This window comes from Methylobacterium sp. AC690, assembly GCF_979256535.1.
Genome location: NZ_CEEDOX010000002.1, coordinates 133,002 through 146,127, shown reverse-complemented (window position 1 = coordinate 146,127; position 13,126 = coordinate 133,002). Strand labels below are relative to the sequence as shown.

Sequence of the window (13,126 nt, the reverse complement as noted above, 5' to 3'; positions counted from 1 at the left end):
ACGCGCCCCTACATAGGTGATGCGGGGCTTCAGGGGGATACGGCGCGCGATGGGTTTTCTCGATGGACTGCTCGGCCACGGCAGCGATCTCTCGCCGGCGGAGGTCAACGAGCAGATGGCCGGCATCCTCACCGAGGGCGAACCGGTCCAAGTCGCCTTCCGGATCCTGCGCGACCTCATCGTGTTCACGGACCGGCGCCTGATCCTGGTGGACAAGCAGGGTATCACCGGCCGGAAGGTCTCCTACCTGACCGTGCCCTACCGCGCGATCACGTCGTTCTCGGTGGAGACGGCGGGCAGCTTCGACCTCGATTCCGAGCTCGCGATCTGGGTTTCGGGCCGGGCCGAGCCGATCCGCAAGACCTTGAAGCGCGGCGCCAACATCCTGGCGATCCAGCAGGCGATCGCGGCCTCGATCCGCTGAAGGCGACAGCGCCGGCAAACCTTGCCTCGGCGGCCGGGCTCTGTTAAGGCCCCGCCCATTCCACACGCGGAGCCGGCCTCATGCCTGAATGAGGCGTTTCCGGTGGTCGTCGTCCCTCGGACGCGATCGCTTCCTCCGCGGCGGTACCAACCGGAGAGTACAAAGACATGGCCGTCGATTTCACCATGCGTCAGCTTCTCGAGGCCGGCGCCCACTTCGGACACCAGGCCCACCGCTGGAACCCGAAGATGCAGTCCTACATCTTCGGGACGCGCAACAACATCCACATCATCGACCTCGCCCAGACCGTGCCGGCGCTCCACCAGGCCCTGCAGGCGGTGAGCGACACCGTCGCCAAGGGCGGCCGCGTGCTGTTCGTCGGCACCAAGCGTCAGGCTGCCGACACCATCGCGGAAGCCGCCAAGCGCTCGGCCCAGTACTACGTCAACTCCCGCTGGCTCGGCGGCATGCTGACCAACTGGAAGACCATCTCGGGCTCGATCCAGCGCCTGCGCAAGGTCGACGAGACCCTCGACGGCGGGGCCCAGGGCCTCACCAAGAAGGAGCGCCTGATGCTGGGCCGCGAGAAGGACAAGCTCGAGAAGGCCCTCGGCGGCATCAAGGACATGGGCGGCGTGCCGGACCTACTGTTCGTGATCGACACCAACAAGGAGCAGCTGGCGATCAAGGAGGCCCAGCGCCTCGGGATCCCGGTGGCGGCCATCGTCGACACCAACTGCAACCCGGACGGCATCACCTACGTCGTCCCCGCCAACGATGACGCCGGCCGCGCCATCGCCCTGTACTGCGACCTGATCGCCCGCGCCGCCATCGACGGCATCTCGCGCGGCCAGGGCTCGATGGGCGTCGATCTCGGCGCCTCCGAGGAGCCGGTCGCCGAGGAGCTGCCGGCCAACGACGATGCGGCGACCTCCGTCGAGTCGGGCTCGGTCAACCAGGCCGACGTCGCCGCCCTCGTCGAGTCCACCGAGCACTTCGAGCTGCTCTCGGCTCCCCGCGGCGCACCCGACGACCTGTCGAAGCTCCACGGCGCCGGCCCGCAGATCGTGCAGAAGCTCAACGAAGCCGGCATCTACCACTACTGGCAGCTGGCCTCCATGAGCGCCGACGACATCGCCAAGGTCGATGCCGACCTGAAGCTGAACGGCCGCATCGGTCGCGACGGCTGGGTCGACCAGGCCCGCGGCTTCGTCGAGGCTGCCGCTGCCGCCTGATCCCGCTTCGGCGGCCCGTCATCGGGCCGCCATCGCCAGATCGGACACTGCTTCCTGAAGCCCGGTGCTTTCCATGAGCGCCGGGCTCAGTCGCTTCAAAAGACTTCGCTTCACTCGAAACGTCCGCTTCAGAAGACTTCCCCCGGGAAGGCTTCGCATCTGACAAGACACGGAAAGGACCCGCCATGGCCAACATCACCGCCGCACTGGTGAAAGAGCTCCGCGAGAAGACCGGCGCGGGCATGATGGACTGCAAGGGCGCGCTCAACGAGACCGATGGTGACATCGAAGCCGCCGTCGACTGGCTGCGCAAGAAGGGTCTTGCCAAGGCCGCCAAGAAGGCCGGCCGCGTGGCCGCCGAGGGTCTGGTCGCCGTCGAGTCCGCCGGCCATCATGCCGCGATCGTCGAGGTGAACTCCGAGACCGACTTCGTCGCCCGCAACGACAGCTTCCAGGCCTTCGTCCGCGAGGCCGCCAAGCTCGCGCTCAACACCGACGGCACGCTGGACGGCCTCGAGGCCACCACGTTCCCCGGTGCCTCGACCACGGTCAAGGAAAGCCTCGCCAACCTCATCGCCACCATCGGCGAGAACATGACCCTGCGCCGCGTCGCCAAGCTCGACGTGACCAAGGGCGTGATCGCCTCCTACGTCCACGGCCAGGTGGTCGAGGGCCTCGGCAAGATCGGCGTGCTCGTGGCGCTGGAATCCGAGGGCGACGTCGAGGTGCTCTCCACCCTCGGCCGCCAGATCGCCATGCACGTCGCCGCCACCAACCCGGTGGCCCTCGACGCGGCCGGCGTCGACCAGGTGACCCTCGACCGCGAGATCAACATCCTGCGCGAGAAGAACGCCGGCAAGCCCGAGAACGTGCTCGCCAAGATCGTCGAGAGCGGCCTGAAGAGCTACTACAAGGAGGTCACCCTCCTCGAGCAGCCCTTCGTGCATGACGGCTCCAAGACCATCAGCCAGGTGCTGAAGGAGGCCGAGGGCAAGGCCGGCGCGCCGGTCAAGCTCAGCGCCTTCGTGCGCTACGCCCTCGGCGAGGGCATCGAGAAGGACGAGGCGCCGGACTTCGCGGCCGAAGTCGCGAGCCTTTCGCGCTGACACGTCACCGGCGCCGATCGTCGAATCGGCGTCGATCCCTACGAAAACACCGGGGGGCGGTGCCAGGGATGGCGCCGCCCCTCGACGTTCCGGCCTCCCTTGGGCTAGACACCCCTCCGCTTCCGATTGGCTCCCCGACCTGATCCAGGCCGGGTTAGAGGGGACTGGCTCGATGCCGGAGACCACACCGTTTCGCCGCGTCCTCGTGAAACTCTCCGGCGAGGCGCTGGCCGCTCCCGACGGGTACTGGCTGCATCCCCCGACCCTGGCGGGCATCGCCGACGACATCGCCCGCACCCGCGAGGCCGGCGTGCAGATCGCGCTGGTGGTCGGCGGCGGCAACATGATCCGCGGCGCCCGCATCTCGGCGGCCGGCTGGATCGACCGGGCCACCGGCGATTCCCTCGGGATGATGGCGACGGTCATGAACTCCCTGGCCCTGGAAACCGCCCTGAACGCCGCGGGCGTCCCGGCGCGCACGATGTCGGCGGTCTCGATGCCGACGATCTGCGAGACCTATGCGCGCCAGCCCGCGCTGCATCATCTCGACAAGGGCCAGGTGGTCGTCCTCGCCGGCGGCACCGGAAACCCGTTCTTCACGACGGACACCGCCGCCGTCCTGCGGGCGGCCGAGCTGCGCTGCGACGCCGTGCTGAAGGCCACGCAGGTCGACGGGGTCTACTCCGCCGATCCGAACCGCGACCCCACCGCCACGCGCTACGACCGGCTGACCCATGACGAGGCCATCTCACGCGATCTCAAGGTGATGGACACCGCCGCCTTCGCGCTCGCCCGCGAGAGCCGCCTGTCGATCGTCGTCGGGTCCGTTCACGCGCCGAGTTCGATCCTGGCGATCCTGACGGGTGGGGCGCCGGCGACCCAGGTCGTCCCCTAGGCGATGTCGCGGGCCCCGTCCCGGACGGCGCCTGCGCCACCGGTCACGACGGCGGATGTCGCGCCTGGACGTCCGCCGATCGCCCTCAATGTTTGTTGAGAGTTTTCGGATCTGTTGCCGTAACGAGCCGCCAGCAACTGGGTCGAGCGGTCGTCGAGCGCGGCCATGTCCCTTTCGCAGATTGTTTTCTACAGTCACAACCTCCTGACGTTGCACGGCGGGACCATGCGCGAGCTGGTCAGGGACATCCTGGCTTCCTGCAATCGCTACGATCGGGCATCCGGATTCACGGGTGCGTTGGTCTTCAACGAAAAGTTTTTCCTGCAGGCCATGGAGGGGTACCCGGTCGCCCTGTCCGATCAGCTCTGGACTCTTGCGGCGGATAGCCGCCACAGCGGCATGGTGTTGGTCGCGGCGCGCGCGATCGAGCAGCGCGACTTTCGCGGCTGGACGGTGGGGTATGCCGGTCACACCGAACCCCTCGAGACGCTCTATCTGCGGTACGGCCCGAAGCCGCGGCTCGATCCGACGCAGATGACCGCCGCCGGCGCGGTCGCGCTCCTCCGGGCCTTCACCGAGGTCGAGGGAAACCACTGCGTGCAGCGCTCCGGGCCCGCCGCGGCGAGTGCCGCGAAGGCCTAGGCGCGCAGCGCGCGCGCCCGGCTCGGGGGTTTCCTGCCGAAACGACGCGAACGCCATTTGCGACCCACTGGATTTTGGTTCATTGAGGCCCACGAACGGGCCCCGGCGGCCCGACCCACTCCCTCAAGTTCGCGTCGGGATAGTCCAGCATGGCAGCCATTCCAGAATTCGACCTGAACGACATCAAGCGTCGCATGCAGGGCGCCGTGGCGTCGTTGAAGGGTGATCTCGGATCGCTCCGGACCGGCCGCGCGACCCCGAGCATCCTCGATCCGATCCAGGTCGATGCCTACGGAGCGATGATGCCCATGGCCCAGGTGGCGACGGTGAGCGTGCCCGAGCCCCGTCTGCTCAGCATCTCGGTCTGGGACCGCGGCATGATCGCCGCCGTCGAGAAGGCGATCCGCGAATCCGACCTCGGCATGAACCCGCAGACCGAGGGCCAGACCATCCGCCTGCGCGTGCCCGAGATGAACGAGCAGCGCCGCAAGGAGATGGTCAAGGTCGCCCACAAGTACACCGAGGAAGCGCGCGTCGCCGTTCGCCACGTCCGCCGTGACGGTCTGGACCATCTCAAGAAGCTGGAGAAGGACGGCGCGATCAGCGAAGATGACGAGAAGCGTCAGGCCGGCGATGTCCAGAAGGCCACCGACCAGTTCATTGCCGAGATCGACGGCGTGCTCGCCGCCAAGGAGAAGGAGATCATGCAGGTCTAGGATCCAGGATCGGGATCGGGACCACGTGTGATCGGCACGAGAGACGGTTGGGGGAGAAGCGCGTTGGGTCGCTCAGAAGGCGCGCGTCAGATCGAGACGGCGAGGGTGCACGGCACGGACGTCGCGCTGGGCGCGGCGGAGAACGCTGCGGCGGTCTATCCGGGCTCCCCCGTGCCCGCCCTCGCGGCGCCCCCGACGCACGTCGCCATCATCATGGATGGGAACGGCCGCTGGGCCTCCGATCGCGGGCTCCCGCGGGTCGAGGGGCATCGGCGTGGCGTCGAGGCGGTCCGGCGCGCCGTGCGCTCCGCCATCGAACTCGGTGTGCGCTACCTGACGATCTACAGCTTCTCGTCCGAGAACTGGCGTCGGCCGCCGGCCGAAGTCGCGGACCTCATGGGCCTGATGAAGCTCTTCGTCCGCCGCGACCTGGCGGATCTCCACGGCAACAACGTCCGCATCCGCATCATCGGTGAGCGCGAGGGATTGCCGGCGGACATTGCCGGATTGCTCGACGAGGCCGAGCAGCGCACCCGGGCCAATACCGGCCTGACCCTGATCGTGGCCTTCAACTACGGCGGCCGGCAGGAGATCCTGCGGGCGGTCCGCAGCCTCGCCCGGGACGTGGCGGCGGGACGGCTGTCGCCCGAAGCCATCGATCTCGACGTGCTCACGGGCGCCCTCGACACCACCGGCATCCCGGACCCGGATCTCGTGATCCGCACCTCCGGCGAGCAGCGCCTGTCGAACTTCCTCACCTGGCAGACCGCCTACGCGGAATACGTGATCGTGCCGGAGTTCTGGCCGGATTTCGACCACGCCGCCTTCCGCGCCGCCGTCGACGAGTACCACCGCCGCGACCGTCGCTTCGGCGGCCTCAGTGGCAAGGCCGGCTGACCATGGCACCCGGAGAGGCGGCACCCGCCTCGCAGCGCGGCCTCCTCGCCAGCCGTGAGTTCCAGACCCGCCTGGTCTCGGCCGTCCTGCTCGGCGCGATCGTGCTGTCCGCCCTGGTCCTCGGCGGCTGGCCCTTCGCGGCGATCTGGCTCGCCGCCGGGATCGTCTTCGCCGCCGAGTGGATCGGCATGAGCGCGGTCGTCCCCCGGCGCCTCGTCCTGGCGCTCACGGCCGCCACCCTGTTCGGCCTCGTCCTCTGCCTGCACGGGGACGCGGCGCCCGGGATGACCCTCGGGGTCGGTGCCCTCGGGGCCGTGCTCGTGACGGCCGTGGCCCGTGGCGGGGCGGGACGGGGGCGGGCCCTCGCGGGCCTCCTGAGCTCGGCGGTGATCGCCCTGGTCCCGACCGCCCTGCGCGACGATCCCGCCATCGGCATCCTGGGACCGGCCTGGATGTTCGCCGTGGTCTGGTCCACCGACATCATCGCCTACTTCACCGGCCGGACCTTCGGCGGTCCGAAGTTGATGCCGAAGGTCAGCCCGAAGAAGACCTGGTCCGGAGCGCTCGGCGGCCTCGCGGCCGGCACCCTGGCCGGCGTCGCCCTGGTGGTGGTCGCGCGTGACCATGGCTGGAGCGATCTCGCGACCACCTCGCTCGCCCTCGTCGCCCTCATCAGCGCCACCGCCTCCGTCCTGAGCCAGGCCGGGGATCTCGTCGAATCCGCCCTCAAGCGCCGCTACGGCGTGAAGGATTCGGGCCGCGCCATTCCCGGCCATGGCGGGGTCATGGATCGCCTCGACGGCTTCTTCGCCGTGGCCGTCCTGGCCGGCTTCTATCTCATCGCCCGCCGCTTCGTGGCGGCCTGAAGGACCCTTCCGTTGCTGACCGTCACCATTCTCGGCGCCACCGGCTCCATCGGCCAATCGACCATCGACCTGCTGCTGCAGCATCCCGATCGCTTCCGCATCGGCGGTCTGGTGGCGGGGCGCGATGTCGAGGCCATCACCCGGCTGGCCGGCAATCTGCAGCCCGATTTCGTGGCCCTGGCCGACGAGTCCACCGGTCCGGCCCTGCGCGACGCCCTGGCCCATACCGGTATCCGGAACGGGGCCGGGGAGGGCGCCGTCCTCGAGGCGGTCGCCCGAGATGCCGACATCGTGGTGGCGGCGGTCAGCGGCGCCGCCGGCCTGCGCCCGACCCACGCGGCGCTGAAGCTCGGCCGCACCGTCGCGCTCGCCAACAAGGAGAGCCTGGTCTGCGCCGGCGACGCCTTCATGCGCGACGCCAAGCGCTACGGCGCCACCCTTCTGCCGGTCGATTCCGAGCACAACGCCCTCGCGCAGGCCCTCGGGGACGGCCGCCTCGACGACGTCGCGAAGATGACCATCACCGCCTCGGGCGGTCCGTTCCGCACCTGGACCCGCGAGCGCATCGCCGCCGCTTCGCCCACGGAAGCGGCCGCCCACCCGACCTGGTCGATGGGCATGAAGATCAACATCGATTCGGCCTCCCTGATGAACAAGGGGCTGGAGCTGATCGAGGCGCACCACCTGTTCGCCCTCGAACCCGAGCGCCTCGACGTCATCGTCCATCCGCAATCGATCGTGCACGGCCTCGTCTACTGGCGTGACGGCGCGGTGACGGCGGGCCTCGCCATGCCGGACATGCGGGTGCCGATCGCGCATTGCCTGGGTCTCGGCGAGCGCCTGACGATCGCCCGTGGCCGCCACCTCGACCTCGCCGCTGCCGGAAGCCTGACCTTCGAGGCCGCCGACGAGGCGCGCTTCCCCTGCCTGCGCATCGCCCGGGCGGCGCTCGCCGCCGGAGGCGCCGCGCCCACGGTGATGAACGCGGCCAACGAGATCGCGGTCGCGGCCTTCATCAAGGGGGCGATCGGCTTCTACGGCATCGCCGACCTGGTCGAGCGCGCCTGTGCGTACTTCGCCGGCCCGTACCGGACCGCGCCCGCGGATGTCGACGAGGCCCTGGCCATCGATGCCGAGGTTCGTCGCTGGAGCAGCCAGGCCCTCACGGCGGCCTGACCCGAGCCTCAAGCGTCGGGGCTGTAGCCGGCCAGAAACACGCGCACGGCCTCGCTGACGTTGTGCTCGATCTCCGCCTGGGAGACGCCGTCGCCGGCGTTGAAGAGCAGGCGCGTCAGCAATCCGGCCTGGCAGATCTGCAGGAACTGGCGCGCGGCGAGATTCGTATCGGCCGAGCGCAGGCGCGACGCCGCCACCTGCGCGTCGAGATAGGCGGCCAGCCGCGTCGTGCCCTGCACCGGCCCGGCCTCGAAGAAGGCTTGGCCCAGGCGCGGGAACTTCTCGCAGGCGCCGATGACCATGCGAATCACCGTGACGTGCTCCGGCCGGATCATCTCGGCGAGGTAGCTCCGCCCGAGCCGGGTGAGGACACTGCGCACGTCGGGATCGTCGGCGTCGAGGCGGAACAGCACCTCGGCGAGACCCCGCTTCTCGGACAGCGCCAGATCCTCGAACAAGGCTTCCTTGCTGTCGAAGTAGACGTAGAGCGTCCCCTTCGAGACGCCTGCCGCCTTGGCGATCTCGCCCATGCTCGCGCCGTCGAAGCCGGAGGCCATGAAGACCGCGCGCGCGCCGTCGAGGATCTGGCGACGCTTGTCGGTCTCGCCCGATGTGCGTTCCCGCGCATCGAGCGCGGCATCTGCGGTCGCCATGGTGTGGATCCTCATTGACCGAACGGTTCGGTCATAATATCTGAATGCCCCGGGCCGCGCCAGCGCACACGGCCCTGAAAATGACCGAACGGTTCGGTCAACTCCTTCGAAGAACCGGATCGATGCCATGAGATCGAAGTCCATGAGATCGAAGTCCGTGAGAACGTCGTCCATGAGATCGAAATCATGAGCTTGCGCGAGGACGACGGGGTTCGAGCCGAGCCGGTTCCGGTCGACGCTGGCGAGACACGGACGGTGGCGGCGCCTCCGGCGGCCGTCCCGGCCCAGGCGATGGCGCCGGCGGTCATCGTGCCGCCGCTGGGCGAGGCGCGCGTCAAACCCCGGCGGACGCGCAAGTTCGTCCTGGCGACGCTGCTGCTCGCCGCCCTCGGCGGCGGCGCCTACAAGGCGCATGCCTGGTGGACCGTCGGACGCTTCTTCGTCAGCACCGACGACGCCTATGTCCAGGCCGACATCTCGGTCCTGGCCGCCAAGATCCCCGGCTATCTCGCGGCGGTTCCGGTCGTGAATGGGCAGACGATGCACAGGGGCGACGTGATCGCCCGGATTGACGACGGCGATTATCGCCTCGCCGCGCAGGCCGCCCACGACAAGCTGGAGACGCAGCAGGCGGCCATCGCCCGCATCGCCCGGCAGGTCGAGGCCGCGCAGGCGCAGATGCTGCAGGCCTCGGCCCAGATCGACGCCAGCCGGGCCGATGCGGTCCGCGCCGCGGCCGATTATGCCCGCCAGCAGCAACTCGAGAAGGTCGATTTCGTCGCCAAGGCGCGCATCGAGCAGGCGCGGGCGGACCGCGACCGGACGGAGGCCGCGGTGAAGGGGGCCGAGGCCTCCCTCGTGGCCATGCGGGCCAATGTCGAGGTGCTGCGGGCGCAGGGCAAGGAGGCGGAGGGCCTCGCCGCCGAACTGCGCACCGCCGAGGCCAGGGCCGCGCGCGACCTGGACTTCACCACGATCCGGGCGCCCTTCGACGGCGTGATCGGCAACAAGGCCGCGGAGGCCGGCGCCTATGTCTCCCCGGGTTCGCGCATCGCCGCCCTGGTCCCCCTGGAGAGCGTCCGCATCGACGCGAACTTCAAGGAGACCCAGGTCGAGCGCATGCATCCGGGCCAGCGCGTGCATATCGCGGTGGACGCCTACCCGGACCGCGACATCGTCGGCGAGGTCGAGTCGCTCTCCCCCGCGTCCGGCTCGGTCTTCAGCCTGCTGCCGCCCGACAACGCCACCGGCAACTTCACCAAGATCGTCCAGCGCCTGCCGGTGCGGGTCCACGTGCCGGCCGATGTCGCCCGCGAGGGCATCCTGCGGCCCGGCCTTTCGGTGACCGTCCGGGTGGACACGCGCGATAGCGCCGAGACTGCGGCCGGGGACGACCGCCTCCGCACGGCCTCCCGGCACTAGGCGCCGCCGATGGCCGCGACAGCCACCCTGGCACCGGCCCCACCGGCCGCCGAGCCGCCGCTCGACCGCCGCCGCATGGTGGCGTTCGTCTGCATGGTGTTCGGGATGTTCATGGCGATCCTGGACATCCAGATCGTCTCGGCCTCGTTGGCCGAGATCCAGGCCGGCCTCTCGGCCTCGGGCGACGAGATCCCCTGGGTGCAGACCAGCTACCTCATCGCCGAGGTGATCTCGATCCCGCTGTCCGGCTTCCTGTCGCGGGTCGTCTCGACGCGCTGGATGTTCGTGATCTCGGCCGGCGGCTTCACGCTGATGAGCCTGATGTGCGCCACCTCCACCTCGATCAACGAGATGATCCTCTGGCGGGCGGCGCAGGGCTTCATCGGCGGCGGCATGATCCCGACGGTCTTCGCCTCCGCCTTCACGATCTTCCCGCCCTCGAAGCGCTCCATCGTCTCGCCGATGATCGGCCTCGTGGCGACGCTCGCGCCCACCATCGGGCCCACCGTCGGCGGATACCTCACCGACCTGTTCGACTGGCACTGGCTGTTCCTCGTCAACGTCGTGCCGGGCATCTTCGTGACGGTGTCTACCTACCTGCTGGTCGATTTCGACGAGCCGAACCTGGCCCTGTTCAAGCGCTTCGACTGGTTCGGCCTCGTGTTCATGGCCCTGATGCTTGGCTGCCTCGAATACGTGCTGGAGGAAGGGCCGAACCACGATTGGCTCGCCGACGAGGCCGTCTTCGCCTGCGCGATCGTCTGCCTAACCGCCGGACCCGCCTTCTTCTGGCGGGCCTTCACGGCCGCCGAGCCCATCGTCGACCTGCGCGCCTTCTCCGACCGCAACTTCACGGCCGGCTGCATCTTCAGTTTCGTCCTCGGCATCGGCCTCTACGGTCTGACCTACCTCTACCCGGTCTATCTCGGGCGCGTGCGCGGCTACTCGGCGCTCCAGATCGGCGAGACGATGTTCGTTTCCGGCCTCTGCATGTTCGCCACCGCGCCGATCGCCGGGCGCTTCTCGGGCAGGGTCGATCCGCGCCTGATGATGGGGCTCGGCTTCCTCGGGTTCGCCACCGGCACCTGGATGGTCACCGGTCTGACCAAGGACTGGGACTTCTGGGAACTCCTGGTGCCGCAGATCCTGCGTGGCTGTTCGCTGATGCTGTGCATGATCCCGATCAACAACATCGCCCTCGGCACCTTGCCGCCGGCGCGCATGAAGAACGCCTCCGGCCTCTACAACCTCACCCGCAACCTCGGCGGTGCCGTCGGGCTCGCGCTGATCAACACCGTCCTGAACGACCGCTGGGACCTGCACCTCGCCCGCCTGCACGAGCGCTTCACCTGGACCAACACCGCCGTCCTCGAGCGCCTGGAGATGACCCGCCGGCAGTTCGAGCTGCTCGGCGGCAACGCCGACGCGATGGCGCTGAAGGCCCTGATGAACACCGTGCGCCTCCAGGGCTTGGTGATGGGTTTCACCGACGTGTTCCTGGTCCTGACCTTTTTGTTCGTGGCCATGGCCTGCGCCGTGCCCTTCATCCGGCGGCCCCGGGCCGCGGCCGGCGCCGGTGGCGGTCACTGAGGACTTTGCTGGCTGCTTCGAAGCCGCCGTGGTTCTTTACCGTGACCTCGGGAATGCGGGGATAGTCCGGCCCGCCGACCCCCCTGCGACCGCAAAACCCGGTCGAAAGGTTTGCGTTCGCGTTCAACACATCCGATCTGCTACAGCGGAGCGACGGCCCCGGGGGAGGCCGAGAGGATCGACCAATGGACTTCCTGAACGCCATGGGCGGTACGGCGAGCGGATTCTTCGGCGCCGTGATCCCCTTCCTGATCGTGCTGAGCATCGTCGTGTTCGTGCACGAGATGGGGCACTTCCTGGTGGGGCGTTGGTGCGGCGTCGGCGTGCACGCCTTCTCCCTCGGTTTCGGACCGGAACTCTTCGGCTTCAACGACCGGCACGGAACGCGCTGGAAGCTCTCGGCGATCCCCCTCGGCGGCTACGTGAAGTTCCACGGCGACGCCAACGGCGCCAGCGTTCCGGACCCCGAGGCCGTCGCCCGGATGTCCCCGCAGGAGCGGGCCACGAGCTTCCCGACGCAGTCCCTCCCGAAGCGCGCCGCCATCGTGGCCGCCGGGCCGATCGCCAACTTCATCCTCGCCATCGCGCTGTTCTCAGGCGCCATCTATGTCGGCGGCCGTTACGAGACGCCGGCCCGCGTCGAGGCCGTGATGCCCGACAGCGCCGCGGCCCGCGCCGGCTTCGAGCCCGGCGACGTGATCCGCGCCATCGGCGGGTCGCGGGTCAACAGCTTTACCGACATGCAGCGGACGGTGTCGGGGGCGGCCGGCTCCAGCCTCACCTTCACGGTCGAGCGCGGCGGCGAGACCCGCGAGCTCGTGGCCGTGCCGGAGCGCAAGGAGGATGTGACCCCCTTCGGGCGTCACCGCTTCGGCCGTTTGGGAATCCAGGGTCCGAAGGCGAGCGAGGCCAAGCTCGTGCATTACGGCCCGCTCCAGTCCCTCGGCCTGGGGACTTACGAGACCTACTTCGTGGTCGACCGGACGATCGACTACATCGGCAAGCTGGCCACCGGCCGGGAATCCCCCGATCAGCTGTCTGGACCGATCGGCATCGCCCGCGTCTCCGGTGCCGTGGCCCAGAGCGGCGGCCTTGCCGGCCTGGTCGGGCTGATCGCGTTGCTTTCGGTCTCGATCGGCCTCCTCAACCTCTTCCCCGTGCCCCTGCTGGATGGGGGCCACCTGTTGTTCTACGCCTTCGAGGCCGTTCGCGGCCGGCCCCTGAGCGAGCGGGCACAGGAGATCGGCTTCCGCATCGGGCTCGCCCTGGTCTTGTTCCTCATGCTGTTCGCCGCCTGGAACGATATTCTCAATCTCGGCGCCTCCTGGGGCGCCCGCGGAACCTGACCGGGCGTGAGCGGGGCCGGTCGGCACGCACCGTCCGGTCCCGTTCCGAGACATGCAAACGCCTCGATCTTAACCACAATCCCCCTCGCGCGCGGAACCTCCGGGTTTCGCGCGCAACCGTTTGTTGACCCTGTTCGACGATCGGCCCGGGGCGTTAA

At 69.1% G+C, this 13,126-nt stretch carries 14 protein-coding genes; 12 read left to right on the top strand and 2 right to left on the bottom strand.

Annotated elements, in window-relative coordinates:
* Positions 1-49: 49 nt before the first annotated feature.
* The 4 genes from AC0IY1_RS03035 (at position 50) to pyrH (ending at position 3,660) form a co-directional block, all read left to right on the top strand.
* Positions 50-424: a PH domain-containing protein gene (locus AC0IY1_RS03035; RefSeq protein ID WP_055956155.1), complete on the top strand. Its 375-nt coding sequence runs from the start codon at positions 50-52 to the stop codon at positions 422-424.
* Positions 425-591: 167 nt separating this feature from the next.
* On the top strand, positions 592-1,659 hold the full coding sequence (locus AC0IY1_RS03030) for a 30S ribosomal protein S2 (protein ID WP_055956152.1): 1,068 nt from the start codon (positions 592-594) through the stop codon (positions 1,657-1,659).
* Positions 1,660-1,844: 185 nt separating this feature from the next.
* Complete coding sequence (tsf, locus tag AC0IY1_RS03025) at positions 1,845-2,765, top strand: translation elongation factor Ts (RefSeq protein WP_471767652.1); 921 nt, start codon at positions 1,845-1,847, stop codon at positions 2,763-2,765.
* Positions 2,766-2,937: 172 nt separating this feature from the next.
* Complete coding sequence (gene pyrH / locus AC0IY1_RS03020) at positions 2,938-3,660, top strand: UMP kinase (RefSeq protein ID WP_055956146.1); 723 nt, start codon at positions 2,938-2,940, stop codon at positions 3,658-3,660.
* Here pyrH and AC0IY1_RS03015 read toward each other — a convergent pair.
* Positions 3,657-3,827 (bottom strand): hypothetical protein, encoded by a 171-nt coding sequence (locus tag AC0IY1_RS03015; RefSeq protein WP_471767650.1) that lies wholly within the window; start codon positions 3,825-3,827, stop codon positions 3,657-3,659. The genes pyrH and AC0IY1_RS03015 overlap by 4 nt on opposite strands.
* Here AC0IY1_RS03015 and AC0IY1_RS03010 point away from each other — a divergent pair.
* The 5 genes from AC0IY1_RS03010 to dxr all read left to right on the top strand — a co-directional run bounded on the left by AC0IY1_RS03010 (position 3,826) and on the right by dxr (position 7,957).
* A complete protein-coding gene (locus tag AC0IY1_RS03010) occupies positions 3,826-4,302 on the top strand; it encodes a BLUF domain-containing protein (RefSeq protein ID WP_471767649.1) in 477 nt (158 codons plus the stop codon). The two genes, AC0IY1_RS03015 and AC0IY1_RS03010, sit on opposite strands and share 2 nt — an antisense overlap.
* A 149-nt stretch (positions 4,303-4,451) precedes the next feature.
* Entirely contained in the window at positions 4,452-5,018 is a 567-nt protein-coding gene (gene frr, locus AC0IY1_RS03005) for a ribosome recycling factor (protein WP_055956140.1), read from the top strand.
* A 63-nt stretch (positions 5,019-5,081) separates the two neighbouring features.
* On the top strand, positions 5,082-5,915 hold the full coding sequence (locus tag AC0IY1_RS03000) for an isoprenyl transferase (protein WP_082513183.1): 834 nt from the start codon (positions 5,082-5,084) through the stop codon (positions 5,913-5,915).
* 2 nt (positions 5,916-5,917) lie between these two features.
* Positions 5,918-6,781: a phosphatidate cytidylyltransferase gene (locus tag AC0IY1_RS02995; RefSeq protein WP_471767647.1), complete on the top strand. Its 864-nt coding sequence runs from the start codon at positions 5,918-5,920 to the stop codon at positions 6,779-6,781.
* A gap of 12 nt (positions 6,782-6,793) precedes the next feature.
* Complete coding sequence (gene dxr / locus AC0IY1_RS02990; RefSeq protein ID WP_471767646.1) at positions 6,794-7,957, top strand: 1-deoxy-D-xylulose-5-phosphate reductoisomerase; 1,164 nt, start codon at positions 6,794-6,796, stop codon at positions 7,955-7,957.
* A gap of 8 nt (positions 7,958-7,965) precedes the next feature.
* Here dxr and AC0IY1_RS02985 read toward each other — a convergent pair whose 3' ends face one another.
* A complete protein-coding gene (locus tag AC0IY1_RS02985) occupies positions 7,966-8,610 on the bottom strand; it encodes a TetR/AcrR family transcriptional regulator (protein WP_471767644.1) in 645 nt (214 codons plus the stop codon).
* 186 nt (positions 8,611-8,796) lie between these two features.
* On the opposite strand from AC0IY1_RS02985, the gene AC0IY1_RS02980 reads away from it, so the two are divergent.
* The 3 genes from AC0IY1_RS02980 to rseP all read left to right on the top strand — a co-directional run bounded on the left by AC0IY1_RS02980 (position 8,797) and on the right by rseP (position 12,968).
* Positions 8,797-10,032: an HlyD family secretion protein gene (locus AC0IY1_RS02980; protein WP_471767643.1), complete on the top strand. Its 1,236-nt coding sequence runs from the start codon at positions 8,797-8,799 to the stop codon at positions 10,030-10,032.
* A 9-nt stretch (positions 10,033-10,041) separates the two neighbouring features.
* On the top strand, positions 10,042-11,622 hold the full coding sequence (locus AC0IY1_RS02975; protein ID WP_471767641.1) for a DHA2 family efflux MFS transporter permease subunit: 1,581 nt from the start codon (positions 10,042-10,044) through the stop codon (positions 11,620-11,622).
* Positions 11,623-11,807: 185 nt separating this feature from the next.
* Complete coding sequence (gene rseP / locus AC0IY1_RS02970; RefSeq protein WP_055956121.1) at positions 11,808-12,968, top strand: RIP metalloprotease RseP; 1,161 nt, start codon at positions 11,808-11,810, stop codon at positions 12,966-12,968.
* The last annotated feature ends 158 nt before the right edge of the window (positions 12,969-13,126 follow it).

Bases quoted from the DNA above. Each gene is read 5' to 3' on its own strand.
- AC0IY1_RS03035 (WP_055956155.1), top strand. From the start codon at position 50: ATGGGTTTTCTCGATGGACTGCTCGGCCACGGCAGCGATCTCTCGCCG.
- AC0IY1_RS03030 (WP_055956152.1), top strand. From the start codon at position 592: ATGGCCGTCGATTTCACCATGCGTCAGCTTCTCGAGGCCGGCGCCCAC.
- tsf (WP_471767652.1), top strand. From the start codon at position 1,845: ATGGCCAACATCACCGCCGCACTGGTGAAAGAGCTCCGCGAGAAGACC.
- pyrH (WP_055956146.1), top strand. From the start codon at position 2,938: ATGCCGGAGACCACACCGTTTCGCCGCGTCCTCGTGAAACTCTCCGGC.
- AC0IY1_RS03010 (WP_471767649.1), top strand. From the start codon at position 3,826: ATGTCCCTTTCGCAGATTGTTTTCTACAGTCACAACCTCCTGACGTTG.
- AC0IY1_RS03015 (WP_471767650.1), bottom strand. From the start codon at position 3,827: ATGGCCGCGCTCGACGACCGCTCGACCCAGTTGCTGGCGGCTCGTTAC.
- frr (WP_055956140.1), top strand. From the start codon at position 4,452: ATGGCAGCCATTCCAGAATTCGACCTGAACGACATCAAGCGTCGCATG.
- AC0IY1_RS02995 (WP_471767647.1), top strand. From the start codon at position 5,918: ATGGCACCCGGAGAGGCGGCACCCGCCTCGCAGCGCGGCCTCCTCGCC.
- AC0IY1_RS02985 (WP_471767644.1), bottom strand. From the start codon at position 8,610: ATGGCGACCGCAGATGCCGCGCTCGATGCGCGGGAACGCACATCGGGC.
- AC0IY1_RS02980 (WP_471767643.1), top strand. From the start codon at position 8,797: ATGAGCTTGCGCGAGGACGACGGGGTTCGAGCCGAGCCGGTTCCGGTC.
- AC0IY1_RS02975 (WP_471767641.1), top strand. From the start codon at position 10,042: ATGGCCGCGACAGCCACCCTGGCACCGGCCCCACCGGCCGCCGAGCCG.
- rseP (WP_055956121.1), top strand. From the start codon at position 11,808: ATGGACTTCCTGAACGCCATGGGCGGTACGGCGAGCGGATTCTTCGGC.